16 protein-coding genes are annotated in these 26691 nt (G+C 45.3%); 7 read left to right on the forward strand and 9 right to left on the reverse strand.

The window, feature by feature from the left end:
• Positions 1 to 241: 241 nt before the first annotated feature.
• From K0I62_RS10160 to K0I62_RS10180, 5 genes are all read right to left on the reverse strand, one after another.
• The gene (locus K0I62_RS10160; RefSeq protein WP_220068053.1) at positions 242 to 754 is read right to left on the reverse strand and encodes a GDYXXLXY domain-containing protein; all 513 of its coding nucleotides are present in this window, start codon (positions 752 to 754) and stop codon (positions 242 to 244) included.
• Positions 751 to 1848, reverse strand: a complete 1098-nt coding sequence (locus tag K0I62_RS10165; RefSeq protein ID WP_220068054.1) for a DUF4401 domain-containing protein — start codon at positions 1846 to 1848, stop codon at positions 751 to 753. The genes K0I62_RS10160 and K0I62_RS10165 overlap by 4 nt, the downstream gene beginning before the upstream one ends.
• A gap of 2 nt (positions 1849 to 1850) precedes the next feature.
• Positions 1851 to 2873 carry a DUF2157 domain-containing protein gene (locus K0I62_RS10170; protein ID WP_220068055.1) on the reverse strand — a complete coding sequence of 341 codons (1023 nt, stop codon included), beginning with the start codon at positions 2871 to 2873 and terminating at the stop codon, positions 1851 to 1853.
• 357 nt (positions 2874 to 3230) lie between these two features.
• The gene (locus K0I62_RS10175) at positions 3231 to 5291 is read right to left on the reverse strand and encodes a dipeptidyl-peptidase 5 (protein WP_434086808.1); all 2061 of its coding nucleotides are present in this window, start codon (positions 5289 to 5291) and stop codon (positions 3231 to 3233) included.
• 150 nt (positions 5292 to 5441) lie between these two features.
• The gene (locus K0I62_RS10180) at positions 5442 to 6992 is read right to left on the reverse strand and encodes a fumarate hydratase (RefSeq protein WP_220068057.1); all 1551 of its coding nucleotides are present in this window, start codon (positions 6990 to 6992) and stop codon (positions 5442 to 5444) included.
• Positions 6993 to 7092: 100 nt separating this feature from the next.
• On the opposite strand from K0I62_RS10180, the gene pabB reads away from it, so the two are divergent.
• Positions 7093 to 8499 (forward strand): aminodeoxychorismate synthase component I, encoded by a 1407-nt coding sequence (gene pabB / locus K0I62_RS10185; RefSeq protein WP_220068058.1) that lies wholly within the window; start codon positions 7093 to 7095, stop codon positions 8497 to 8499.
• Positions 8486 to 9055, forward strand: coding sequence for a CoA pyrophosphatase (locus K0I62_RS10190; protein ID WP_220068059.1), 570 nt, complete (start codon positions 8486 to 8488; stop codon positions 9053 to 9055). The genes pabB and K0I62_RS10190 overlap by 14 nt, the downstream gene beginning before the upstream one ends.
• Positions 9056 to 9073: 18 nt before the next feature.
• Here the strand turns inward: K0I62_RS10190 and K0I62_RS10195 are convergent, their stop codons facing one another.
• Positions 9074 to 9409, reverse strand: a complete 336-nt coding sequence (locus K0I62_RS10195; RefSeq protein WP_220068060.1) for a hypothetical protein — start codon at positions 9407 to 9409, stop codon at positions 9074 to 9076.
• Positions 9410 to 9965: 556 nt separating this feature from the next.
• Here K0I62_RS10195 and asnS point away from each other — a divergent pair.
• Together asnS and K0I62_RS10205 are read left to right on the forward strand one after the other, a co-directional pair.
• A complete protein-coding gene (gene asnS / locus K0I62_RS10200; protein ID WP_220068061.1) occupies positions 9966 to 11366 on the forward strand; it encodes an asparagine--tRNA ligase in 1401 nt (466 codons plus the stop codon).
• Between the two features lie 358 nt (positions 11367 to 11724).
• Positions 11725 to 12144 (forward strand): secondary thiamine-phosphate synthase enzyme YjbQ, encoded by a 420-nt coding sequence (locus K0I62_RS10205; protein WP_220068062.1) that lies wholly within the window; start codon positions 11725 to 11727, stop codon positions 12142 to 12144.
• A gap of 68 nt (positions 12145 to 12212) precedes the next feature.
• Here the strand turns inward: K0I62_RS10205 and K0I62_RS10210 are convergent, their stop codons facing one another.
• The 3 genes from K0I62_RS10210 to K0I62_RS10220 all read right to left on the reverse strand — a co-directional run bounded on the left by K0I62_RS10210 (position 12213) and on the right by K0I62_RS10220 (position 18926).
• On the reverse strand, positions 12213 to 15362 hold the full coding sequence (locus K0I62_RS10210; RefSeq protein WP_220068063.1) for a DEAD/DEAH box helicase: 3150 nt from the start codon (positions 15360 to 15362) through the stop codon (positions 12213 to 12215).
• Between the two features lie 452 nt (positions 15363 to 15814).
• Positions 15815 to 17032: an RsmB/NOP family class I SAM-dependent RNA methyltransferase gene (locus tag K0I62_RS10215; RefSeq protein WP_220068064.1), complete on the reverse strand. Its 1218-nt coding sequence runs from the start codon at positions 17030 to 17032 to the stop codon at positions 15815 to 15817.
• Positions 17033 to 17303: 271 nt separating this feature from the next.
• The gene (locus K0I62_RS10220; RefSeq protein WP_220068065.1) at positions 17304 to 18926 is read right to left on the reverse strand and encodes an alpha-glucosidase; all 1623 of its coding nucleotides are present in this window, start codon (positions 18924 to 18926) and stop codon (positions 17304 to 17306) included.
• Between the two features lie 475 nt (positions 18927 to 19401).
• On the opposite strand from K0I62_RS10220, the gene K0I62_RS10225 reads away from it, so the two are divergent.
• From K0I62_RS10225 to K0I62_RS10235, 3 genes are all read left to right on the forward strand, one after another.
• Positions 19402 to 22230, forward strand: coding sequence for a TonB-dependent receptor (locus K0I62_RS10225; protein ID WP_220068066.1), 2829 nt, complete (start codon positions 19402 to 19404; stop codon positions 22228 to 22230).
• A gap of 208 nt (positions 22231 to 22438) precedes the next feature.
• Complete coding sequence (locus K0I62_RS10230; protein ID WP_258404976.1) at positions 22439 to 24397, forward strand: glycoside hydrolase family 13 protein; 1959 nt, start codon at positions 22439 to 22441, stop codon at positions 24395 to 24397.
• On the forward strand, positions 24397 to 26367 hold the full coding sequence (locus K0I62_RS10235; RefSeq protein WP_258404977.1) for an alpha-amylase family protein: 1971 nt from the start codon (positions 24397 to 24399) through the stop codon (positions 26365 to 26367). Before K0I62_RS10230 ends, K0I62_RS10235 begins: the two co-directional genes overlap by 1 nt.
• The last annotated feature ends 324 nt before the right edge of the window (positions 26368 to 26691 follow it).

Genomic DNA, 26691 nt, shown 5'->3' on the forward strand with positions numbered 1-26691 from the left:
TTTCACCATTATCCATCCGATTTTTAAGTCGTTGGATAATGGAGGCTGGCATCAATAATGCGTTATACAGATAACCAACACTGTTGCCAATGACTCAGGCAAGGTGCGGGTATAGCCAATAAGCTCGGCAGTAGACTTGAAAGCCACAGCATCTGATTGCCGTCACGATGACCTATCGATGTTGACCAATTATCTGGCTAAAACACCGATGTAGAATTAAGTTAGTCACTTACGATAGCGTTTACAATTTTTGCAAATATTGATCGAGCAAGGCATCAAGCAGCAATTCGCCTTTGTGGTTGACTCGAAATTCTCCATATTTGGCCGCAGCAAAATGTTTGCCTTTTCCCTCTTCAAAAAAATAGGCATTGGTGGCCAATTTTACTTGGCCACCGCGCACTCTCACTTGCAATAACAACTCGTTTTCAGCTAAGGCAGTCGAATCGAGATAACGGGTTTCAACGCCGATATACTGTGCCACCAGATCAGGATCACGCTTAACGCGCACATAAGCGTCGAGGTTTTGCTCAGTTGTACTGCTACGGATCGGAGCCATGATCTCATAATTTAACGTCATATAATCGCCCTGCATTAACGAACGTGGATCGACCGGCGCAAGTTTAAGACGCACCACATCCCCCTTGGCAAGCCAAGCTTCGCGCGTGAAAATATCCCAGTTAACCAATATAAGTAGGCTAGCGCTTAACACTGCCACCAACGCAATATTCCATTTCGCTCGATTAATTGATGTCATAGTACCTCCTGGCTGGTAAGGCTATTCGGTTGAGACAGCCAATAATTGACTCCCCAGCGGGCAAGCAATAACACCACACCTAATGCCATTAATAATAGCGATTTTTCTAATAAGGAAACCGTAAGTGAATAGTAATAGGCGCAAATAAACAGTGGGATACTGACGAGGGCTAAACTGGTAAATACCCTATTATGCAACTGCAAACCCAGTAACAAAAATAGCACCGCACAACTTAAGCCCGATAGCGGTATGGCTAAAAAGCCAATGAATAAAACGCCAGTCATTGCCGCGTAACCCGCAGGCGTTCTTAATGACGCTCTCTTTTGATTGAAGATATACCCAACGACCATGACACTTGCTAGCACACTGACTAACCAAGGCAGCAACCAAGCCCAAACCGATAACTCGCGAATCGAATTATTAAAAAAATCGACTTGCGATGTGCCTAGAATAAGTAGACCTTGTGTCATTAACGTCCAGCACACCAACCCATAAGCCAAATAACATATGCGGCCGTAATATACCCCTACACGCTCTATACTCAGGCAGAGTATTATCGCAAGCACTAACATTATCAACGGCAATAGGTTCATCCATTGCCACTGATACAAGACACCGGTTATACATCCACCAATACCTATGCCATTAAGCAACACGCTCAAGCGATTATGGATAAAAAGACTATGGATACTCAGCAGCACACCTAAACTGATAAACCAAGCCACCCAATTGTGATGACCAAGTTCTTCCCATAAACCCCAACTGAGACAGAGTAATCCGCATAAACCTAACACCAAAGCCAACTGTGACATAAACACCTGCTGGCGAGTCGATTGTCGATCGAAAAAGAGGCCTGTCAATACGAAGACACTACCAATAATCAATACCCCAAGCCCTATGTTTTCAGTCACGATTAATCTCATAAAACTGCCCACAAAGCCCAATAAAAGCACAGCAGCTATCCACGCTGCGCCCCCTTCTAACAGGGTGAGATACCAAGGGGGCATTAAAGGCTCCTTTGGCACTGGCATATCAAGATTGACACAATTGGCCTGTTGTAATGTTTGCCATAATTGTTCGTTTGCTGCTGTCATTTTCACGCCTCCTGATCAGCCTGCGCGCCATGGAATAAACCACGAGCCTTAGTTAACCAAACCGAGGCCATCGTAGTGACGCCAATAACATATAGGCTTAACAACAGAAACATATAGACTCCATTATTGGCGCCAACAAACAGTTTCGTTGCGAGCCAGACGGTGCTGACTGCAATAACGCTAAAACACACTAAGGCTAAAGGAAATAATTGTTGTAGTACAAAACGCGATAAGATAAATACCGTTAGGGCATATAACCAATAAAAAGTGAAAGAAGCCTTGTTTGTCATATCGGCAGCTTGCCAACAGCCATACCAAGTGAGTGCGCTCAATGCAGTGACCATTGTGAGCGCCTGAGTGATTGGGGCATTACAGCGGGTGAGGCCCAAGGCGGTTGCGCCATAGAAAAAGAGATAGCTTAAGCCATTACAGACACTGATCACCACCAAGGGGAAGATGTCAAAGCCGAACCACCATAACGCTTGCGGCCAGGTCGAAAAATATAACACCACACTGACATTGAGTAAGAGTAATAGCTTTAGCCAGAGTAGATCAAATCCAGACAACCATGCCAATGGCAACAGACACAGTGACCAAATAGCAAATAGTTGCCAAGGATCTGCGCCAGTTTGGTAGGTTTGCCCAACAAGCGCGAGCAAAGCGCCAATCATAAAACTTAACCCCAGTAAGGCCGAGTTGGCTTTGGTTGCACCCAAACCATCGACGAGAGAGTCACGTTCTTGCCAGCGAAACCAGGTGTAGCTAAAGGAACAAATCAGAAGCAACGCTTGCACTAGGGCAAATTTGCCAAATTTACCAAAATCCTGCCAATTAAAAGCCAAGAAAATGATCACCCCAGCAGCCAAAAGCAGTACGCCAAGCCAAAGCAATAATTGCTCTATTTTCTGTTGCCATTCGACATCCGCTTGGGACTGCCCTGCCAGCTTTAATGCCTTAGGCATCTCCTCTGCAGCTATCTTCCCTTGCTCATACCAGCGCCACACTTGCTCACGCAAATTACTCATCGAAATCTCCTTATCTGGGCCGAGTTCGCCAGTCAACTTAGTCCTATAGTAGCAATCTGATAATACCTTTTATTGATACTGGATGTAATCGTAAACTCATCGAGTTAATGATGAACGAAACGATACGATATTGATCGTTTACTGCAAGTCGTTGCTAGTAAAGCCCGCCAAAAGGGATACGGAAAGTCAAACATGGATACACCTGTTTTGATGCCGAACCATCAGCTGGCTTACATTTGCGTGCGTGGTACTGGTGAAAGGAAGATGTGTCTACCCTTAGGTTAGCTTAGGGTGAGGCGGACCATATAATAAAGCCAGAACATCGGTTCTGGCTTTATGTGATCGGGAATCAAAAGCTTACTTTTTAGTCCAGCGATCCATCCAACCTAGCACATTCGCGTACCACTGCTCTAAGTTATCAGGGTTTAATATCCAGTGGTTTTCATCTGGATAAATCAGCAATTCAGACGGAATACCTTTCCGCTGCATAAAGCTAAATGCCGCAAGACCTTGACCATAAGGCACTCGGAAATCTTTCTCACCATGAATAACCAACATAGGCGTCTGCCAGTTCTCTACATAGTTAACGGGGTTAAACTTCTCGAACAACTCCTTGTTGTCCTGATATGTACCGCCGAATTCGTATTCAGGGAACCATAGCTCTTCTGTCACATAGTACATAGACCGCATATCAAACAAACCAGCATGGTTAACGAGACATTTAAAGCCATCGTTCCAGTTACCTTGGATCCAGTTCATCATGTAGCCGCCGTAAGAACCACCCAATGCACATGCTTTATCACCATCTAGCCACTTCTGCTGTTGTGTTACAGCGGCTAAGCCTTTTTGCAGATCTTCTAGTGGCTTACCACCCCAATCTTTGGAGATTGAATCAGTAAATGCTTGGCCATAACCAGTAGAGCCATGGAAATCGACCATCACAACGCCGTATCCAGCGCCTGCCCATAACTGCGCATTCCAGCGGCTGCTAAATGAGTTACCAAATGATCCTTGTGGGCCACCATGAACAAGGTAAGCAACAGGATATTTTTTACCTTCCTGATAGTTACTTGGTTTTATCCAGTAGCCATAGACCTCTTCGTTGTTCCAGCCTTTGAAACTAAACTGCTCAAATTCACCAAACTTAATATTAGCCAGCTTCTCTTTATTAACCTCAGTTAAGCGGCTCATATTTTGGCCATCTAGCGACATGGTATAAAGATCGCCTGGCTCGACTAAGCTTTTATGGTTAAATACAATTTTATCCTGAGTTAAACCAACAAGGCTGTTACTGCCTTCGTTATAGACAGTCTTAACATCGCCAAACTGAGTATTCACTTCGAAGATGCTAACTTGACCAAGATCTTGCGCAGTCACATACAGGGTGCGGTTATCACTGGCAAACATTAATGAACTCGCACTGCGATCCCAAAGCGGCGCCACTTCCTTTTCCTGCCCAGTTACCGTATCGCGTAACATGATACGGTAACGGTCGGCTTCAAACCCAGGCTTAGTCATGGCTAAATAAGCCATATAGCGTCCGTCAGTCGAAAATGTAGGCTGTGCATCCCACGCTTTATTGGCTTCGGTCAGATTTTTAGCTTGACCGCCAGTAACGGGGACTTGCCATAAATCATAATTCGTCTCCCAAGCTTGTGAGGTACTTGGTGCTTTCGCACTATAGACAACATATTTACCATCGGGAGTGAAAGTCACCTCTTCCATACCAGAAAATGGCTTGGGTGGCGTTTCAGTATCTAAGCCCATGGTCACATCGACGGGTGCAGTAATGGTTTCACCGTTTAATGGCGCAACAAATAAGTGACTGCGAGCATGGTCGCCCCAGGTATCCCAATGACGAACCATTAACTGTTTGTATTCACGACCAGTGGATTGACGCTCGGCTTCGCTGACAAATTTATCTGCTGAACAGGCTAAATCTTTGCATTCTGGAAAGACGCGCATGTTAAACACAACTTGCTGCGTGTCTTGGGACAACTTGTACCCTTCAATATCTAAAGGTAGCTTAGATATCTGGCGTGCTTCACCACCATCGAGTGCAAGTTCAAATAGCTGTGAGCTGCCATCACGTGCGGCAAGGAAATAGATTTTTTTATCATCATGACTAAACGAAACCGTATGCTCAGTGCCTTTCATCGAAGTTAGGCGCTTAACTTCACCAGAGCCGTCGATCATCTGAAGATACAGATCCGATTCGGCTTCACCATTGTCATCAATATTTTTCACAGCATAAACAACTTTGGTACCGTCATTAGATAATGCTGTCGAATGTAGTTTATTCATTTTAACAAGGTGCTGAACCTTAAAAGGCTCTGGTGACGCTGCATTGGCGCCAAAAGCAACACCCGCAGCCGCAAGGGCTAGTATGATTGCAGTTTTTTTCATTGTTATTGTCATCTTTTTGAAATGATAGTCAGGTTGTCACCCAACACAGAAATTTATAAGCGCAAGCACACTAAACAAAAATGGGGAATTAGGCAAGACGCCCACTCCCCCAAGAACTTATTCAATATGTAACGCAATATGTGGAATCACGATTAACTAACGTTAGCTAAGTTTCACTTTCCAGCTTGCGGGGCCGGTTTCATGGGCATTCACCCCTTCACTATCGACAGCCACCGTTACAGGCATATCTTGTACGTCAAATTCGTAGATAGCTTCCATGCCTAAATCTTCAAACGCAACCACTCTTGATTTCTTAATCGCTTTGGACACTAAGTATGCAGCGCCACCAACAGCCATTAAGTATACGGCTTTATGCTTCTTAATTGATTCAACCGTCGCAGGGCCACGTTCAGCTTTACCGATCATGCCCATCAAACCAGTTTTATCCAGCATCAGATCGGTGAACTTGTCCATACGCGTTGCCGTTGTTGGGCCTGCTGGGCCAACAACTTCATTGCCGACGGGATCGACAGGGCCAACGTAGTAGATAAATTTACCAGTGAAGTCGACGCCCTCTGGCAGACCTTCACCACTTTCTATTAAAGTCTGAATACGCTTGTGCGCCGCATCGCGACCGGTGAGCATTTTACCGTTAAGTAATAGTACGTCACCGCTCTTCCACTGCTCGATATCGGCTTGTGTCACCGTATCTAGGTTAACACGGCGAACATCCGCGCCTGCCTCACGAGTGATTTCAGGCCAATCTGCTAGTGATGGAGGCGTGAGATCAGCAGGACCTGTGCCATCAAGATGGAAATGTACATGGCGAGTCGCAGCACAGTTAGGGATCATGACCACAGGTTTTGATGCCGCATGAGTTGGCGCTGATTTGATTTTAACATCGAGTACGGTCGTTAAACCACCAAGGCCTTGGGCGCCGATCCCGAGTTTATTGGCGCGCTCGAAGATCTCAAGACGCAGTTTTTCTTCGGTGGTTTCTGCGCCGCGAGCCTGTAGCTCATGAATATCGACAGGATCCATCAATGATTCTTTTGCCATGACAGCGGCTTTCTCGGCAGTACCACCAATACCTATGCCAAGCATACCTGGTGGACACCAACCCGCTCCCATGGTCGGTAAGGTTTTTTCAACCCATTGGGCGATATCATCAGATGGATTTAACATGACCATCTTAGATTTGTTTTCCGATCCACCACCTTTTGCCGCGATAGCCACTTCAACGTGATTCCCCGGCACCATATCGATATGAACGACTGAAGGGGTATTGTCGCGGGTATTTTTGCGACTACCCGCAGGGTCGGCCACTATCGAAGCACGCAGCGGATTGTCTGGATTGGTGTATGCGCGACGAACACCTTCATCGACCATCTGTTGCACTGTCATATCGGTCTTGTCCCACTGAACACCCATACCGACTTTAACAAAACAGGTCACAATGCCAGTATCTTGGCATAACGGACGCTTGCCTTCAGCAGACATACGAGAGTTAATTAGGATCTGCGCTATCGCGTCTTTGGCTGCTGCACTTTCTTCTTTGTCATAGGCCTCGGCCATGGCATCGACGAAATCCTTAGGGTGATAGTAAGAGATGTATTGTAGTGCGTCAGCAACGCTCTCGATAAGATCCGCTTGCTTAATGATGGGCTGTTCTATACTCACAGACTTTTCCTTTATCACAGTTTGGTTGTTCATCGCCCTTTTGCTGGGTCGTGTATTTTTTTTGAATCCGCTCACATTATGATACTCTTTCGCGACTTTTAGGGGAACATCACATTTTAGATAAGGTTATTTGATGGTTTATTCGTCAACTCAAGGCATTGCAGTTAGAACTTTGGGCTGGAACTTGTCAACGACGGAGGTTTTTAGCCATTTTTCAGACAAGCCATGGGCCATGCTGCTCGATTCAGCGAGTGCGGATCATATCGACGCCCGTTTTGACATTATTGTCTTTGACCCGATAGCAACCTTGGTCACTCAAGGCCAGATAACCAAGATGTGCCATCACAAGCAAGATGCCTCAACAACAGAGATAAGCACACTCGATCCATTTTTCTTGCTTAACCAAGCTATCGAACAATATTGTCCTACAGCCTATCCTTGTGAACTGCCCTTTAGTGGCGGTGCACTTGGCAGTTTCAGCTACGATTTGGGCCGAGTGATTGAATCTCTGCCTACAACAGCGAAAAAAGATATCGCGCTGCCAGAGATGAATGTCGGGATCTACCTTTGGGCGCTGATATTTGATAGTCAAAATGCGACTTGGTCCATGGTGCATTATCTTGGACAACAACAACTTGAAAATCAGCTTACTCAAATTGAAAAAGTCTTTGCGACGCCTGCTCACAAAGAGAGATTTTCACTGACGACTGACTGGCAGGCGCAGATAGACAAACAAGCCTATAGCGACAAATTTGCCGTCATTCAAGCATACCTGCATAGCGGCGATTGCTACCAAATCAACCTTACCCAGCGCTTCGAGGCGCAATATCAGGGTGATGAATGGCTCGCTTATCTAAAGCTGCGCCAAACCAATAAGGCGCCGTTTTCCGCATTTTGTCGCTTGCCACATAATGTCCTGCTATCCATCTCCCCAGAGCGTTTTATTCAACTTAAGGGGGATGCAATCCAAACCAAGCCCATTAAAGGCACTATGCCGCGCTCAACCGATCCGCAGCTCGATCGACAGAGCGCTGAACTGCTGGCCAATTCTGAAAAGGATCGCGCTGAAAACTTAATGATCGTCGACTTACTGAGAAATGACATAGGTAAAGTTGCCCAGCCTGGTTCAGTCCGTGTACCAGCACTTTTTGCTATCGAGAGCTTTCCCGCGGTACATCACTTGGTCAGTACCGTTACAGCGAAATTAGATAAAGGCTACCATGCCACGGATCTATTGCGAGCCGCTTTTCCTGGGGGCTCAATTACTGGCGCACCTAAGATTCGAGCCATGGAGATTATTGAAGAGCTTGAGCCGTCAAGGCGCAGCCTTTACTGCGGCTCGATCGGCTATATCAGTCAAGATGGCCAAATGGACTCAAGTATCACCATACGGACCTTAGTTGCTGAAAATAACAAGCTCTACTGCTGGGCTGGCGGCGGCATAGTGGCTGACAGCCTCGTCGATGCCGAATATCAAGAAAGCTATGATAAGGTAAGTAAGATATTACCGATTTTGGCTAATTCTAATGACACTCGATGAGTTTAAACGGCGTTATGCCCTGCAGGTGTTACCCAGCGATGATGCACCTAAAACTAACCGTGTACTTCGTCAAGCAGCGGTTTTAATAGCATTAATCGAAAAAGAGCAAGAGTTACATCTTATTCTCACTCGCCGCCCAACCCATCTGCGAGCCCATCCAGGACAAATCAGCTTTCCAGGTGGCAAGGTTGAGGAGCAAGATGCTGACCGAATTGCAACGGCACTGAGAGAAGCGTTTGAAGAGATTGCATTACCAACTCAAAACGTCGACATCTTGGGGCAATATCCCCTATTTAATACCTTTACTGGTTTTGCGATAGCGCCAATTATTGGCATAGTTAAAGAGGACTTTGAACCAATACTGGATCCAGGTGAAGTGGATGAACTGTTTACCGTTCCATTAACATTCTTGCTCGATCCCGCGAATCGAATCGTCAAGTATTTCACCCGCAACGGAACAACCTATCCCGTCTACTTTATCTCCTATGAAGAGTATTTTATCTGGGGAGCTACTGCCGCCATGATAGACAAAATATGTCGCCAAATCTCAGTCTAGCTTTTTGTCTCCTTTTGATTAAATGAGAAACTTAATATAAAGCCCAGCAGCACTGGAAGTGAGCAACAACAAGGGGATGTTAAACCAGTACCCCATTTTACTATGATGCGCCACATAGAAATTGAACGCTAAATTCACCAAGCTTATCGCGGCGCACGTCCACAATACATATTCAAGTCGTAAGGTAATGGTAGGATCCCAATCTAAACGCACGCTGGCCCCTTTACTGAGAAAATACCCAACAGCGCGATCGGGTCTGGCTTTATCAAATAAGATCAGTGCATAAACAGCCAGAGACCAACCTAAGATGGACAAGGTCCCTAAAAAAATCTGAAAAATTTTGATTTTTTTCATATCAGCCTCCACCACTCCATGTTTACTCGATATCCCATTCACTATATCAAGTATAACGCCTGAACAAAATTCAAACTGCGATAACAATTTGAATTAATATCTAAACTTAGCTCAAATTGCAGCGAGTCTCTCTTAAAAATAGAAACAGAAAAACGGCGTTTTAAATGATTAACAATACGCTGGTCTGCACAGCTTTTACTGATGTCAAAGCAATGAACAAAGTCATAAGACTAAGAATGTCGATTGGGGAAACAAGCTGACTAACTAGGTACAAGCCTTGGGGCAACTGTGTCTAGTGCCTTGATTTGATCAATACGCTCAACATTATCGTAACGCAAAGGGCATGATATTGATTATGAGCAAATGATATAATCGCCGCTGCCGATGGCTTGGATCCAATAATTTACAACAGATTCGCAAAATCAACTCATAAACTCAAGATTATTTGTCGCCAACGGGCTTTATATGCGGTTTTTTCCTTGAGAAAAGCCACCAGCAAGGTAATATAAACCTCCAAAATTTTTAATAAAACGATTCGTTGGAGAACTAAGCAACAATGAGCATTGCATCTGTCGCTTCTGTATTTAAAGGTGATTTTGTGGTTGGTTCGCAAGTCACTGTGCGCGGTTGGGTGAGAACTCGCCGAGATTCCAAGGCCGGCATCTCTTTTCTTGCCGTTTATGATGGTTCCTGTTTTGACCCAATTCAGGGCGTGGTGCCAAATAGCTTAGAAAATTACGATAATGAAGTCTTAAAATTGACTGCAGGTTGTTCTGTAGTGATGACTGGAGAAGTTGTTGAATCTCCAGGCCAAGGCCAAGCATTTGAGCTACAAGTCACTAACGTAGAAGTTACTGGTTGGGTCGATGATCCAGACACGTATCCGATGGCGGCGAAGCGTCATTCAATTGAGCATCTGCGCGAACTCGCTCACCTACGTCCTCGTACCAACATTATCGGTGCTGTGGCGCGTGTGCGTAACTGCCTATCTCAAGCTATTCACCGTTTTTATAACGAAGAAGGCTTTATTTGGGTATCTACACCACTTATCACGGCTTCAGATTGTGAAGGCGCTGGTGAGATGTTCCGTGTATCGACCTTAGATTTAGAAAACCTACCTCGCACAGATGAAGGTAAAGTGGACTATAAAGAAGATTTCTTCGGTAAAGAATCGTTTTTGACCGTATCAGGCCAGCTCAATGCTGAAACCTACGCGAGTGCATTGTCAAAAGTGTACACGTTCGGCCCAACTTTCCGTGCTGAAAACTCGAATACAAGTCGTCATTTAGCTGAATTCTGGATGGTTGAACCTGAAGTCGCTTTCGCGAACTTAGATGACGTGGCAGGCCTTGCTGAGCGTATGCTTAAGTATTGCTTTAAAGCCGTACTTGAAGAGCGCCGTGATGATCTTGCATTTTTCACTCAACGTGTTGATAAAACAGTCACTGAGCGTTTAGAGAACTTCGTCAATAGTGATTTTGCCCAAGTCGATTATACCGATGCGGTAGAGATCCTTAAAAACTGCGGTAAAAAGTTTGAGTTTGACGTTGAGTGGGGTATCGATCTGCAATCAGAGCATGAGCGTTACCTTGCTGAAGAGCATTTCAAAGCACCTGTGGTTGTTAAGAACTATCCAAAAGATATCAAAGCATTCTATATGCGCCTTAATGACGACGGTAAGACCGTTGCGGCGATGGATGTGCTCGCACCAGGTATTGGTGAGATCATCGGTGGTGCACAGCGTGAAGAGCGTCTAGATGTTCTCGATATGCGTCTAGCTGAGATGGATTTGAGCCAAGAAGACTACTGGTGGTACCGTGACCTACGCCGTTATGGCACCGTGCCTCATGCAGGTTTTGGTTTAGGTTTTGAGCGTTTGGTGTCTTACGTAACAGGTGTATCCAACATTCGTGACGTTATCCCATTCCCACGCGCACCTAAATCGGCAAATTTCTAATTATAAGCGATGATCTTATTTAGCATCGAATTTATTGATAGCTAAATGAGTGAGTTATATAATTGATTAAGTTGATATAAATTTAAAAACGCCCATCTTTGGGCGTTTTTTTATGGCAATAATTTCTTGTGATACAATTTTTTAGATATGAAGAAGTATAAGCTTCAACGGTAAAACCGCAGCAAACACCAATCAATGTGGATGTTGTAAATATCCTTATAAGTGCCTTGCCTCATAAGCGCTAAACTCTTGCGGATCGATCACATCTTTATACTGATTGGTATACAATACAAACTTTACAAATCAATCGCTAAGAGCGCATCCTAACGACATACGCGATAACAAGAGTATATTAATCATGTGGATTCAGAAACGAATTACCCTCACTCGAAAAAACCGTGGCTTTCATTTGATCACTGATGAGATATGTCAGGCAATCCCAGAACTGCAACAAGTTAATATCGGGCTAGCGCACCTTCTGTTACAACATACATCGGCCGGGCTCACTCTAAATGAGAATGCAGATCCGAGTGTCCGCGAAGATTTTGAGCGCTATTTTAATCAGTTAGCACCAGAGAATGAACCTTACTACACTCATACTTATGAAGGTGCTGACGATATGCCGGCCCATCTAAAATCATCCCTACTTGGCGCTGAACTCACCATCCCCATTACTAATGGCACATTTAACCTTGGTACATGGCAAGGGATTTACCTCTGTGAAGCACGCGATCGCGCCAGCGAACGAATCATTATCGTTACCATTCAAGGTGAATAGTGCTAGTGGAACTTGAGATGAAATCCCCTTTATGAGCAACTATTAGGTTTTTTCATCTCAAGTTAAACTCAAGACTGTGCTTGATCTGAGCTGGCTTCATCGGCGATTGGTTGAAGCAAGGCTAACCAATCATCACTATTCATCTCTGCAACAGAAAGACTCTCGGTTTGATACATACTCTGCGCCAATGCCTTTTTGGTTTGTTGTAACTGCTGAATACGCTCTTCAACGGTGTTTTGGCATATCAGCTTATAAACAAAGACCGGCTTTTGCTGACCAATGCGATACGCCCGATCACTGGCTTGCTCCTCAGCGGCTGGATTCCACCATGGATCAACATGAATAACCACATCTGCTTCAGTTAGATTAAGGCCAGAACCTCCCGCCTTAAGGCTGATCAGAAACACATTAACCTTGCCGCTACGGAAACGGTCGATGATCCGATCTCGATGACGACTTCTACCCGTTAACATCTCATAATCGATGCCTTGATCATCAAGTTGCTGAGCTATGAGGTCAAGCATGGTGGTGAAGGAAGAAAAAATAAGAATATTACGTCCATCCTCAATCATATTTGGCAGCTTATTTTCAAGCCAAGCTAGCTTAGAAGATTCTGCGACCAACAGATCTTGAGATACATCACCTTCAAGATTAAGCGTACTGTCATCGTCAACAGTTGGATTGAGCTTAAGCATTGCTGGATGACAACATACTTGGCGCAATTTTAATAATGCATTACTGATAGCTAATCGGTTGGCTTTTGCCCCCGTTTGTAATAGAGCTAACTGTAACTGTTCAGCAACCGTTAAGCGGATAGTTTCATAGAGATCTGACTGAGTTTGACTCAATTCAATGAGGGTATTGATCACCGTCTTTTTCGGTAACTCAGTGGCCACCTCAACCTTGGTACGTCTCAACATAAAGGGCGCGATTCGTTGGGCTAATTTACGCCTCGCGGTGTCACAATTATCTTTTTCTATCGGTTGTTTAAACTGGCGTTGGTATTGCGCTGCACTGCCGAGAAAACCTGGCATTAAAAAATGAAACAACGACCACAATTCACCTAAATGGTTTTCCATCGGTGTTCCGGTAAGACATAGACGATGGCTTGTATCTAAACGATTAACCAGCTTAGTAACCCTACTCCTGCTGTTTTTAATCGTTTGAGCTTCATCTAAAATAACTTGGTACCAGTGGCGCCCAGTTAATTCGTCGGCATCTTGAGCAAGAATGCCATAACTGGTGATCACTATGTCGACACTGCCTAGCGCCTGATGGTGATCACGCCTCGCTCGGCCGCTCCACACTAACGTGCTCAAGCTTGGACTAAAAGTGGTTGCTTCACGTTGCCAATTGCTGAGTAAACTGGTGGGAGCTATGACTAACACTGGTGCCGTTAGCTTGCCCTGCTCCTTGTCCAACAAAATACTGCACAAGGTTTGCAAGGTTTTACCTAGCCCCATATCATCAGCCAAAATGCCAGCAAAATGATGCTGTTTGATAAACTGTAGCCAACTAACGCCTTGTTCCTGATAGGGCCTCAATACCGCATTAAGTCCCTCAGGCACCTCGATATCAGCATGGTGAGGTGTATTACTCACATAACTATTTAGTGCTTGCGCCTGTTTTCGTAGCCAAGTCGCACCACTCCATTTCAGCGCTTTAGAGCGTTTATCGGTGAGATCTTGTTTTAATGCATTATCGAGTTGCGGTAATCGGGTCAGTTGGTGACGAGGTAATACCAGCTGCTGCGACTCATTTAGCGGTTGTTTGTTAAATAGTTCGCCCAATACACTCAAAATCCGTGCAACCCTATTGGCTGGCAATGACAATAACTCACCAGTATCGAGCTCCAAAGAGATAGGCTCACAGCTCAGCTCCAACGACAATTTACCTTGGCGGATCAAGTTGGTTAATAAAGGCAATAGATTGACTCGTTCACCATCAACTTCAACACCTAAGCTGAGTTCAAACCAATCTTTGTTAGGTGTTTCGACCTCTGCAAACCAGTTATTTGCGGCTACTTTTACAAATCGCTTTTTAGCCGCAAAATCGACCAGCCAACCCGCTAAGGTCAATCTTCTGAAAAACACCACATGTTCACTGACATCGTCAGGCACCAGCCGCGTACCAGAAGCTAAACTTTGGCTGATAGGTAACTCAAACTGCTGGCTAACTAAAGGAAGAATATTAAGCATTAGTTGACACTTGGCAATCTGAGTCATCAAGGGCTTATGATTTGCGGCGATAAATAACAACTGTGATAAGTTATATGCGACACCACGATGCACCATAGTAAACAAGGCTACATCCAGTGGCATCATTGCGGGTATCAACCAAGGGAAATCGACCCCATGACGTACCACCTCAACACGAGGTAACCATTCGCCATCGAGATCAATATTCTCTAATATACTTTGCCCAATGAGATGACTATCGCGCTCATCGATGACCAAAGTATGACTTACTGGCTCCAAATAACATTTATCTTCAAGCTCAATTAAATAACTCGTATCAACATAATCTTCATCATAGTGAATATCGCAGCGTAATGGTCTTAGAGCGTCTTGATAGAACCCTCTTCCGGTCATGCCAAGCAATTGGTAAAAATCTGCTGACAATCCTCTATCTAAAGGAAGCTGAATCTGATCATTTTGACCAGCAACCTCTTCGTTCGATAACAGGCTTTTAAGCTGGTAGAGTAATTGTAAATCAGATTGACTCACGTATTTAGGTAGTGGCGTGCTGTTAGTAATATCAAAACCTAAGGGGCCACGTAATTGATAGCTACCATTTTTATTAAGATAGCCTTTATGCACACTTAATTGCAGTGCATCTGGCTCACCGTGAATAAGATACAAGACGCGATGACGGGCCATTGCAGGGAACGGGTCAAAAAGTTGATTAGCTTCGCTTTTAAATAGGCGGATAGCGGTATCTGCACGACGACTACGCGCAGTAATAGGATCCGGTTGGCTCGCGTCATATTCGATCACCAACGCGGCAACATGAGCACATTGCCGTTGTGAACAAGAACACTCGCATTTAAGTCCTTCAACAGTAAAGAATACACGGGTAAACAGATCCCCTTGAGGATCGATAAAACGGCCGTAAAGGCTATCTGCGTTGTGAGAAAAGTCGATCAGTTCCTGCTGCAGAAGAAGTTGTAAACCCGCAAACAGTTGTTGGTGAGTAAAATCGTGCGCAATCTTTAACAATGAAACCATCCGTGACGAAGCATATAGCCCATCAATATTTCGTCGAAAGGAGAAAGCATATCACTAGTCAGCAGATTACACTAACCAACAGCACTCACTTTGAGCGATCTATCAACGATAATCACAATAATTGCAGTATTTATCGCCAATGAAATTGTACTCTCGCTATTGTTTTCGGTGTAAGTCAATAAGTTGGGAGCTGGGGATAGGTTTGGAAAATTGATAGCCTTGACCTAAATCGATACCGATTGCGTTAATGAACTCCAGTTGTTCAAGGAAGTGTTTTTGGCGCACTCGCTCTCTACCAGAAGGTACAAAGATTACGACGAATATTTTCAAAAAAGGGGTTATGGGAAAGCGCTCAAAGAGAAAATATATTGAGGGGAGAGAAACTTTCCCCTCCTTTAATTCGAGGTACAAGCGTTAGCTGCAGTGATTGCGATTAATGACGACTAAGCTTCACTAACACGCTTCATTCGGGCTAAATAGAATCCGTCAAACCCACTATCGGCAACGCTAATACTTTCATCGTCGATAAAACTAAAATGAGGGTTTGCACTTAGAAATGCATCAACTTGCTGACGGTTTTCCTCAGGCATAATTGAACACGTTGCGTAAATCAATATGCCATCAACTTTAACCATACGGCTGTAGCTCTGTAAAATATCCTTTTGCAACTGTAGCAACACAGGTAAACGCTCAGGCGTATCACGCCACTTTGCGTCAGGGTTACGTTTTAATACCCCAAGACCAGAACAAGGAACGTCAAGCAACACCCGATCGGCGGTTAGCTTTAAGCGCTTAATGGTCTTACTACTGGCAATAATGCGGGTTTCAACGTTATGGGCAGCAGCCCTACGTGCCCGTTGCTTGAGACTATCGAGTTTCCATTGCTCTACATCCATAGCAAGCAAACGTCCCTTACCTTCCATTTGTGCCGCAATTGACAAGGTTTTACCGCCAGCACCCGCGCAAGCGTCGATAACACGCATGCCAGGCTTAGCATCTACAGCGGTGGCAACCTGTTGCGAACCCGCATCTTGCTGCTCAAACAGCCCTTGCTTAAAACACTCAGTGCGAAACAGTGCCGAGTCCGATGTCACTTCAAGCGCGGTATCGACGCCAGCGACTATCTCTGTCTGCACGCCTTCACGGAGTAACTTTTGCTGTAATTCATCGCGAGTGGTTTTTAATAAATTTGTGCGTAAATAACGCTTTGGCGCCATGGCCAACGCCGCACGTTCTGCAGGCCATTTATCACCAATTTGGCTTTGACCTAACTCATCTAACCATTGCGGACAGCCGTCATAGAGCGCAGGGATCGCCTTAGCCTCAGCTAAACGACGTTTAAACTCCTCAGGCTCGACAGATAAAGCATACTGTAATTTTGGTAACTCAAGTTGATGGAACATATGCCATGCGTTAAGTAAACGGGTGCCTTCGCGTTCCATCTCTTGCGGTTTCATGTCCGCTAGATGGCAATACAGATTTAATCTACGCAGTAAATCACCGGCAACAGTCGTGATCCTCGCTTGTTCAGCTGGGGCTAACTTTAGTCCTGAAAAATGATGAGAATAAGCTCTATCCAACGGCTTCCCTTCATTGAGAACCATAGCGAGTATATTGATAACTAATTCAGTTGAACTTGGAGACAGCGACGCGTTTAACATGATAGAGCCTACTTAAGAAAAATCGGGAGGATCATAGGAGTTAAGGTCATATTACGCAAGTGATACGATGATTTATCCGAATAAAAAAGGCAAGCCTGATTACTTGCCACTTTTTATGCTTAATTCGCTATTATATTTCTACGCTATCACGCTGATCATCAATTCGCCCCGAGCAGCATTGTTAATACATCAAATACCTCTATTTGAATCAAGATTTTGAACCTGAATTTTGAACCTGAATTTTGAACCAAAATTATCCTGTTAAATTTTTTCACCTAAGCTCTGCGTAGAAACATCCAAATGGTGAGAATTGAATCTTGCCATCTGAAAGTACTGCCTTTGGTAAATCATGACCTTCGATAACAGCCCAGCGTTCGCCCGCTTCAACGTGTATACTTGCTGGACTATTAGTGAAATTAAAGCCCACTAAGATCACCGAGTCTTGGTATCGACGTTCAAATAATAAAACATTTTCAGTTGATTGAATAAATTTGATATCACCGTTAACTAAAGCAGGATATTGACCACGCCATGCAAGCATTTTCCGATAACTGCTGAGTATCGAATTCTGATCACTATCTTGCACATCAACCGCGAGCGACAGATGGGACGGAGCAATTGGCAGCCAAGCTTCACTATCGCTAAAGCCTGCCTGTGACGCCTCTTGAATCCAAGGCATCGGCGTTCTACAACCATCACGTCCTTTAAACATTGGCCAAAAAGCTATACCGAAAGGATCTTGCAGTTGCTCAAAGCTAATATCAACTTCGGTGAGACCTAATTCCTCACCTTGGTAACTGCATACACTGCCTCTAAGGGAACAGAGCATTGCATTGAGCATTTTGCCCATGTCAGCATTAAAGTGCGCCTTACCCCAACGTGATGCGACTCGCTGTACATCATGATTACCAATAGCCCAACATGGCCAGCCGTCACCAATGCTATGCTCTAAAGCCTCAACGGTTTCACGAATATAGCGTGGGCTAAAATCATCGGTCAGCAGCTCAAAACTATAAGCCATATGTAAACGCCCTTCGCCTTGAGTATATTCAGCCATTGTGGCGAGCGAATCCTCAGAGGAGACTTCGCCTAAGGTAACAACCCCGGGGTATCTATCTACCAACCCTCTCAGTGCTTCGATAAAACCAACCGTTTGCGGACGGGTATTGTTGTAATAGTGGTATTGATAGGCATAAGGGTTATCTTCACTAAAACCGCGACCTTGACGTTTATCTTTAGGTTTAGCTGGATTATCACGCAATAGTTCGTCGTGGTAACAGAATGTGATCGCATCCAAACGGAAGCCATCGACCCCTTTATCTAACCAAAACTTAACGTTATCGAGCACAGCGGCGCGTACATCTGAATTGTGGAAGTTAAGATCGGGTTGACTCGTTAAAAAATTATGCAAATAGTACTGTTGACGACGGGGTTCCCATTCCCAAGCACAGCCACCAAATATCGCTAACCAGTTGTTAGGAGCGGTACCGTCTTCTTTTGGATCGGCCCATACATACCAATCTTGCTTAGGATTAACCCTATCTTGGCGGCTCTCGATAAACCATCGATGCTGATCTGATGTGTGGCTCAAGACCTGATCGATGATCACCTTAATGTTTAACTCATGCGCCTTATCGATAAGCTGCTCAAAATCACTCATAGTACCAAACAGTGGATCGATAGCACGATAATCACTAATATCGTAACCAAAGTCTTTCATTGGGGATTTAAAGAAGGGAGAGATCCATATCGCGTCGACATTGAGGCTCGCTATATAATCTAATTTCGAGATGATCCCCTGTAGATCACCAACACCATCTCCGTTTGAATCCATTAGGCTGCGAGGATAAACCTGATAAATAACGGCCCCGCGCCACCACGATAGTTGATTCATTATTGCCCCTAGTGTGAAAACAAGTAGACAGGCTTTTTACACCTTACTCGTTATCCCAATGTTACCCGCACGTTACTGATAACATTTGTTGTTAGAATGAAACGAGCATACGCCATCCCTCAAAAGAGGTTCAATATCCCTGCATACGTATGCATAATCCCTAGACCGATAGCAGCCTACAGCGACACACAACAAAATACCTTACAATCAATAACATAATGAGAAAATTAAAGTCATAAACAAGCATAAAAAGTTGCTCGTTTTAAGGACCTTTCGATGAGAGCCATCCTTTGAATACGTATGCATAATATTGTTCCTTACTCAAATGCGAGAGTAGTATCGACTTGCAACATAACAACTCAGAAACAATTACAACAACAATCACTCTGGTTCAGCAATATTGATGCTATAAAGCTCAGCCGTAATTGCACCTATAAGAAGTAAAATGAATCACTGAGTGAAAAGGGGAAGATGGATGTTTCAATTTAAACCGAACCTACTGACACTCGCTATGCTTGCTGCTGGCGCATGTGTAAACGTCTACGCTGCTGATGCAGAAGATGTTAAAGCCGATGCAAACGCTACAACACAAGAAGAATCAATCGAAGTCATTGAGGTACGTGGTTTCCGCACTAGTGTGATTAAATCGCTTAACAACAAGCGGTTTTCGGATACTGTATCAGAAACCATCTCAGCAGATGACTTAGGTGCCCTGCCCGATCAATCTATCGCCGATGCACTGACTCGCTTACCCGGCGTTACTGCGGTTCGTACCGGTGGACAAGCAAGTGGACTCAATATTCGTGGTCTTGATGGCGACTTTGTCTCCGCAACCTTAAATGGTCGCGAGCAAGTGACCACAGGAGGTAAGCGAGCGATCGAGTTCGATCAATATCCATCAGAGCTAATTAACCAGGCGCAAGTCTATAAATCACCAAAAGCATCTCTAATCGAAGGTGGTGTGGCCGGTACGGTAGAACTCAAAACAGCTGATCCGCTGCAAGCCCCAAATGAACACAACTTTACCGTTAATGCCCGTGGCAGCTTTAACGACAGAGCTGGCGAAGTGTCTGACGCTGAAGAATATGGCAACCGCCTGAGCTTCTCTTACCAAGGTAAGTTCCTGGAAGAAACGCTTGGTGTTGCCGTTGGTTATGCCCACCTTTATCAACCTTATGTATCAAGTCAGTTCATTGGTCTGCGTTTTAACGATGACAGACGTGATGTGAACGGTGATGGTAATCTAGAGTCCATCAGTGAAGGCTTCGAGATGCAACAAAAAGGCGGCACCGATACTCGTGACGGTTATATGGGCGCCATCCACTGGCAACCAAATGATAACTGGAGCATCAAAGGCGACATTTTCCATTCTAAGTTCGATTCAGAAAACTTTGCCCGTGGTTTCCGAGTTAAATCACTGAAAAATGGTCAAATCAGTGATGCTATCGTAGAAGATGGCTCAATGGTTGGCGGCACAGTTTCAACCGACGGCACAGATAACTTTGCCGTATTTGTGGTAAACGACAACGATTCTAAATTTTCTGAGCTGACCTCTGGCGCTGTCAACATTGAATGGAATAACGGTGAAAACCTGACTATCGTGGCCGATATTAGCTACTCCTCTGCCGACGGTGAATTTGTTAATGGCGGCACTCGCGCCGTAGTTTACGATGATATCGACAATGAAGTTCGCTCGGCAGAGTCAATCAACTATAAGCTTAACGGGCTTAACCCTGCCGATGTTAATTTTGCCAACGATTATACCGACACTTCAACATTAGGACTGAAAGAAGTTGGCATGTGGCCATACGATCAACAAAATGATCTTATTGCCTATAAGCTTGACTTAAATTATCAGCTGAACAATAGCGTTGTCTCTTCTATTGATGTGGGTGTTCGTTATTCCCAGCGTGAATTTAATGCTCAGCGCTCTCAAGCTGGCTACGGTTTTGAGTTTGGTCACAATCCAGATAATCAACCAGTTCTAGAATTAACGACTGATATGACCAATGTGGTCAATTTTGGCGGTGAGCTATCTGGTTATCCTAGTTTCCTAGCCATCGACTTTGATAAAGCAGTAGATTTAGTCAATGCACAGCTTGCGGCAACGGGGCAAGATCCCTTTACTCCAACCGCTAATTGGAGCAACAACTGGACCATGATCCAAAGTGGATCCGTTAATGAAGACGTACTGGCCGGTTATGTTCAAGCCAATCTTAATTTCGAAATTGGTGATATCCCAGTAACAGGTAACCTTGGTCTACGCGTGGTGAACACAGACCAATCAAGTAAGGGACTACAGCAAGTTGGCTTTGGTTTGGGTGAAGAGATTATCGATGAAAAAGGAGTAGTCAGCACCGACTATATCCGCAATGAAGTGGGTAAATCTTATACCGATTACCTACCTTCGATTAACTTAAACTTCCACCTGACACAAAACGACCAGATCCGTTTTGCCGCGGCATCGGTTATGGCGCGTCCTCCGATCGACAAACTAAAATCGGGTATGGGTTCTTGGTATGATGACGCGTCAACTCCTGGTTACAAAAAGTATAACGCTTGGGGAAACACTAGCCCATTACTCGATCCTTTCTATGCGAATCAATATGACCTGTCCTATGAGCACTATTTTGAAGAATCTGAAGGCGCGATCGTATTTGCCTTGTTCTATAAAGATATTAAATCTTTTATTAACAACTTTACCATCCAGCCATTTGACTTCGAAAAAGCGGGCTTTATCGTGCCTGACACTATTGTCGATAACGGCGTAGAGTTCCCTGTTATTAAAGATGAAGGCCAATATCAAACCGCTATCAATAACGATAACGGCGGTTATATCCAAGGTGTTGAACTTGCTTATACTCAAGTATTTGATTTTTTACCTGGGGCACTAAATGGATTAGGTTTCACGGGCAGTTACTCATATTCAGACAGTGAAGTAGAGTTTGAAACTGACTTAAGCGGCCAGTCGTTATCAATACCACTGCCAGGCTTATCTGAGCATGTAGTCAACACAACGCTGTTCTACACCTTAGATGGCTTCGATACTCGCCTAAGCATGCGTTATCGCAGTGAATATGTATCAGAGCAAGTCGCCGTTGAATCTCAACTGGCCTTCTTCGATGCAGAAACCATCTTTGACTATCAAGCATCATACGCAATGGATAACGGACTTAAGTTCTTGTTCCAAGTCAATAACCTAACCGATGAGCCAAATAAGACCTACTTTGGTGAGCCTCACCAAACTGGAACAATTCAAAGCTTCGGTCGTCAGTACTTCTTGGGCTTAAGCTATACCATGTGATCGGCCCTTAGCTTTGGTATTAGTCCTTGCGGCATCCTTAACGGGCAATAGCCAAAGGATATTAGCCACAGCGCATTAGTCAAAAACGCCTGCTTCAGCCAACTGAAACAGGCGTTTTTATAACAAAAATAAAGCGTTATATATTCATCCTAGAGCAACAAGAGCTTATTTATTCCTTAGATTAAGCAGATGGATCACAGGAGTCACAATGTTAAGCCAGTCGAGAATAGTTAAACGTTTCACCGCAAGAAAACTAAAGCCACTCTCACTGGGGATGCTGCTATTAACCTCATTGACCGTGGGTGCTACGCCGTTTTCACCTATTCCCCATGAAAAATCATTCGAGTTAAGAGTTGACCCGCTCAACTGGTGGGCCGGCATGCAAAATCCACAGCTGCAACTGATGGTGCATGGCAACAAGATTGCTAGTAAAAAACTCAGTATTAATGGCCGTGATATAACACTACTCGGTGTGGAAACTACTGATAATCCAAATTATCTATTTATCAACCTTGATCTCAATCAGGCTAAACCACAAGAATTCACTATCCGCTTTACCGATAACGATGGATCAAAGCAAAGCCTTACCTATTCACTCAATGAACGAGAGAGCTGGAGTGCACAGCGAAAAGGATTTAGTAATAAAGATGCAATCTATCTCATCACCCCAGACCGTTTTGTTAATGGTGATGCCAGCAATGACAATCACCCAGAGATGTTAGAACTGGCGGATCGCACAGACAAAGATGGTCGCCATGGAGGCGATATAAAAGGCATTATCGACCGTCTAGATTACATTGAAGATCTCGGTGTTACTCAACTATGGATCAACCCTCTCACCGAAAATAATCAGCAACGATACTCCTACCATGGTTACTCGGTCACCGACCATTACCGGATCGATCCACGTTTTGGTAGTAATGAAGCATATCGTCAATTAGCATACCAAGCGGAAAAGCACGGTATAGGGATCATTGCCGATGTGGTGGTGAATCACATAGGTTCAAATCATTGGTGGATGAACGATCTGCCTAGTCATGATTGGATAAACAAACCACTCACTGCCAATTATCCAAATGACGATATCCAATTTACCACTCATCGCCGCACCACAGTGCAAGATCCCTATGCGGTCAGTAGCGACATTCAAAAATTTACTGACGGCTGGTTTGTCGACAGCATGCCAGATCTTAATCAAAGAAACCCATTGCTCGCAACTTACCTCATACAAAACAGTATCTGGTGGATAGAATATGCCAATCTTAGTGGCATACGTGAGGATACCTACTCCTACGCGGACAAAGGCTTTTTAGTGAAATGGGCTAAGGCGATAATGGATGAATACCCTGACTTTAATATCGTCGGAGAAGAGTGGACCGCTAACCCTGTTACCGTCTCCTATTGGCAAAAAGATAAACAAAATCAGGATGGCTACCAATCTGAACTGCCCAGCTTGATGGACTTCCCACTTTATGAAACCCTGATCAAGGCGCTTAGCAAAGAGGAAGGCTGGAGCGAAGGCCTGATACGCCTGTACGAGTTTCTGGCCAACGATGTGGTCTATGCCGACCCAACCCAATTGGTACTGTTCGAGGGTAACCATGACACCAACCGCCTCTACAGCCTGCTAGGCGACAATGTGGCCCTCACTAAGATGGCCCTGGTCTATGTGCTCACCAGCAACCGTATCCCACAACTATTTTATGGAACAGAAATTTTGATGCAAAGTCCAGCAAAAGGCAGAAATGATGGTGCTGTTCGTGCAGATATGCCTGGCGGGTGGCAAGATGATGCTGTCTCTGTTTTTGATAACAAAGGACTAAGTGATGACCAAGCCTCTATGCTGAGCTTTACCCGAAGCTTATTAAATTACCGCAAACAGGCAGACTTTATTCACAATGGCGGGCTGCGTCACTATGTGCCCCAAGATGGTGTGTATGTGCAGATGCGCTGCGCTAAACAAGATTGCAGTGACAAGGCGCGCCTCATGGTGGTGTACAACAAAAACGATAAGCCAGTAACGCTTCCCCTCGCCCGCTACCGCGATCTGCTCGCAAGCGCTGGCAGTGCTCGCGATGTGATCAGTGGCGAGACCGTCGCACTTGGGAAAACACTAACACTTAACGGCCAAGGGGTTACCCTGCTTGCCATAGAGGAAACCAATTGATGCCCACACATGCATTACTTAAACGCTGCAAGCAGCCCTATCAACTGCTACTGACTAGCGCTGCAATGCTGTTATCGGCGCAGGTGGTGGCGCTGCCATCAGCGTTGCAGCCTGAAGTCGGCGCTCAGCACGCCGTTGTGCCCCAAACAACTGCTGGGCCACAGCCAGCTTTCGTTAGGAGTGAAAAGCCTGTGATCTATCAGGTCTTCACCCGTTTGTTTGGTAACACTCAAACCGCCAATATTTCATGGGGCACCAAAGCGCAAAATGGTGTCGGTAAATTCAGTGACTTTACCCCTGCGGCGCTTGATAGCATAAAGTCATTAGGAGCAAGCCACATCTGGTATACAGGGATCCCACACCATGCCTTGGTGGGTGATTATACCCAATACGGCATAGACAATGACGATCCCGATGTGGTCAAGGGGCGTGCAGGCTCTCCCTACGCGGTAAAAGACTACTATAACGTCAACCCGGATCTGGCAGACGATCCCGCCAAGCGTCTGCAGGAGTTCGAAGCCCTTATTGCACGAACTCATGAGGCGGGCATGCAAGTGATCATAGACATAGTGCCCAACCATGTGGCGCGTCATTATAAATCGCTATCGGCGCCAAAAGGCGTCAGAGACTTCGGCGCAGATGACAATACCCAAGTCAGCTATGCTAAGCACAACGACTTTTGCTATGTGGTCGACACTCCCTTCAAGGTGCCCTTACTTTCAGATGAGATAAAGCCCCTTGGCGGCGAGTCCCATCCCCAGGCCGATGGTAAGTTTAATGAGTTTCCCGCCAAATGGACGGGCAACGGCGCTCGCGCCGCCCAGCCAGATGCCAACGACTGGTATGAGACAGTGAAGATCAACTATGGCATCACACCAGACGGCCGCATCGACTACCCGCAGCTGCCCTCAGGCTATGAGACGAAATCCGTTGCTGAGCACTACGCCTTCTGGCAACAGGTGCCTCACAGCGAGATCCCAGGCGCCTGGCATAAGTTTAACCAGATCGCCCAATACTGGCTCGACAAAGGCGTAGACGGCTTTCGTTTCGACATGGCTGAGATGGTACCCGTAGCCTTCTGGAGCTATCTGAATAGCCATATCAAGCACACCAATCCCGATGCCCTACTTCTGGCCGAGGTCTACACCCCGAGTCGTTATCGCGACTATATTCACCTTGGCAAGATGGACTATCTCTACGACAAAGTTGGGCTTTATGACAGCCTCAAGGCGATCATTCAGGGTAAAGCCGACACCCGGGCGATCGAGCGCGATCGCCAAAGTGTTGCGGACATCGCCGAACATATGCTGCATTTTTTGGAGAACCACGATGAGCAGCGTATCGCCAGCCCGGAGTTTGCCGGCGATCCCACCAAGGCACTCCCAGCCATGGTGGTGTCCACCACCCTGAGCCAGGCACCTACCCTGATCTATTTTGGCCAGGAAGTCGGCGAAGATGGCAGTGAAGATGCAGGCTTTGGCAAGCCAAGTCGCACCAGTATCTTCGACTATATTGGTGTGCCCGCTCACCAGCGCTTTATGAACATGGGTGAATTTGACGGCGGTCAGTCATCAAAAGAAGAGTTGAGTCTGCGAGCTTACTACGCCAAGCTACTAAACCTTAGCCACAGCCTCAGCGCCCTAAGCGGTGAGTATGGCGATCTGCACAAGGCCAATCTCGCGCAAGAGAAGGGTTATGACACAGATCTCTTTGCCTTCAGTCGCTTCAACGAGACGCAAAAGCTGATCATCGTCAGCAATTTCTCATCCACTGAGACAAAAAGCCTGACACTAGCACTACCCGAGACCTTGGTTAACCAATGGCAACTCAATCCCGGCGCTTACCCGCTTAAAGAGATGCTAAGTGATAAGAAGCCAACAACGCCGCTGACACTATCGGCAAAGGGAGCCCAAGTTACACTAACCCTAGCCCCACTGGAATCTAAGGTGCTTGTTGTCGGAGAGAAATAACTATTAATTAATATGCACTCTATCAGAGTAGTATTGTATAAAGAAGCGGTAAGACTTTCCGATCCAATTCCTACAATTGGGGCCAAATCGAAGAGACGTTTAGATACCAGGTGCAGATACGCCGGTGACCTTCGGTTTCAGGGATGAAACCGCAGAGCGGCCATGGATGGCGGACAGGGTGTCACAGGTGTATCTGCACATTCCCCCGCCGGGCAGGCGATAAATCACAGTGAAGGTTTGACCTTCAATTCCCTTTCCAACATCAATGTAAGTCAGACGACAAACTATATATCACAGAAGTATCTACATCTAAGCGAGCCACGG

It is taken from the genome of Shewanella psychrotolerans (assembly GCF_019457595.1).
Taxonomy (GTDB): domain Bacteria; phylum Pseudomonadota; class Gammaproteobacteria; order Enterobacterales; family Shewanellaceae; genus Shewanella; species Shewanella psychrotolerans.

Bases quoted from the DNA above. Each gene is read 5' to 3' on its own strand.
- K0I62_RS10160 (WP_220068053.1), bottom strand. From the start codon at position 754: ATGACATCAATTAATCGAGCGAAATGGAATATTGCGTTGGTGGCAGTG.
- K0I62_RS10165 (WP_220068054.1), bottom strand. From the start codon at position 1,848: ATGACAGCAGCAAACGAACAATTATGGCAAACATTACAACAGGCCAAT.
- K0I62_RS10170 (WP_220068055.1), bottom strand. From the start codon at position 2,873: ATGAGTAATTTGCGTGAGCAAGTGTGGCGCTGGTATGAGCAAGGGAAG.
- K0I62_RS10175 (WP_434086808.1), bottom strand. From the start codon at position 5,291: ATGACAATAACAATGAAAAAAACTGCAATCATACTAGCCCTTGCGGCT.
- K0I62_RS10180 (WP_220068057.1), bottom strand. From the start codon at position 6,992: ATGAACAACCAAACTGTGATAAAGGAAAAGTCTGTGAGTATAGAACAG.
- pabB (WP_220068058.1), top strand. From the start codon at position 7,093: ATGGTTTATTCGTCAACTCAAGGCATTGCAGTTAGAACTTTGGGCTGG.
- K0I62_RS10190 (WP_220068059.1), top strand. From the start codon at position 8,486: ATGACACTCGATGAGTTTAAACGGCGTTATGCCCTGCAGGTGTTACCC.
- K0I62_RS10195 (WP_220068060.1), bottom strand. From the start codon at position 9,409: ATGAAAAAAATCAAAATTTTTCAGATTTTTTTAGGGACCTTGTCCATC.
- asnS (WP_220068061.1), top strand. From the start codon at position 9,966: ATGAGCATTGCATCTGTCGCTTCTGTATTTAAAGGTGATTTTGTGGTT.
- K0I62_RS10205 (WP_220068062.1), top strand. From the start codon at position 11,725: ATGTGGATTCAGAAACGAATTACCCTCACTCGAAAAAACCGTGGCTTT.
- K0I62_RS10215 (WP_220068064.1), bottom strand. From the start codon at position 17,032: ATGTTAAACGCGTCGCTGTCTCCAAGTTCAACTGAATTAGTTATCAAT.
- K0I62_RS10220 (WP_220068065.1), bottom strand. From the start codon at position 18,926: ATGAATCAACTATCGTGGTGGCGCGGGGCCGTTATTTATCAGGTTTAT.
- K0I62_RS10225 (WP_220068066.1), top strand. From the start codon at position 19,402: ATGTTTCAATTTAAACCGAACCTACTGACACTCGCTATGCTTGCTGCT.
- K0I62_RS10230 (WP_258404976.1), top strand. From the start codon at position 22,439: ATGTTAAGCCAGTCGAGAATAGTTAAACGTTTCACCGCAAGAAAACTA.
- K0I62_RS10235 (WP_258404977.1), top strand. From the start codon at position 24,397: ATGCCCACACATGCATTACTTAAACGCTGCAAGCAGCCCTATCAACTG.